Origin of the sequence: Bradyrhizobium sp. 142 (genome assembly GCF_023074015.1) — a bacterium.
GTDB lineage: Bacteria > Pseudomonadota > Alphaproteobacteria > Rhizobiales > Xanthobacteraceae > Bradyrhizobium.
Genome location: NZ_JADPKQ010000112.1, coordinates 1 through 523, shown reverse-complemented (window position 1 = coordinate 523; position 523 = coordinate 1). Strand labels below are relative to the sequence as shown.

General features: G+C 63.5%; 1 protein-coding gene. It reads right to left on the bottom strand.

Going from position 1 to position 523, the window contains the following annotated elements:
* Positions 1-523: reverse transcriptase domain-containing protein (locus IVA82_RS11590; protein WP_247493305.1), on the bottom strand; the 523-nt coding region annotated here is incomplete at both ends.

The window sequence follows — 523 nt, the reverse complement described above, 5'->3', positions numbered from 1 at the left end:
CCGAACTCGATCAGCCGGGTCTTCTCAGGATGCAGCGACAGTGCAAACTCCCTGAGCCGCTCGCGCAGTGCTTCGAGGAAGTGCCGGGCCTCATCCTCGGACTCGAAGCCGACAATGAAGTCGTCGGCATAGCGCACGATGATCATGTCGCCCGTGGCCTCGCGCCGTCGATAGCGTTCAGCCCACAGATCGAGGGCATAGTGCAGGTAGACGTTGGCAAGCAGCGGCGAGATCACCGCTCCTTGCGCCGTCCCCTGATCACCGACCCTGACCGTACCTTCTTCGAGCACGCCCGCCTTGAGCCATTTCTGGATCAGGCGGATGATGCGCGGGTCGCCGATCCGGTGCTCGACGAAGCGGGTGAGCCATTGCTGGTCCACCGTGTCGAAGAACGAGCGGATGTCGGCGTCGACGATGAAGTTCACCTTGCGGTGTTCGATTCCGACCGCCAGCGCATCCATCGCGTCGTGCGCGGAGCGCCCGGGTCGGAACCCGTACGAGAACCCGAGGAAGTCCTCCTCGT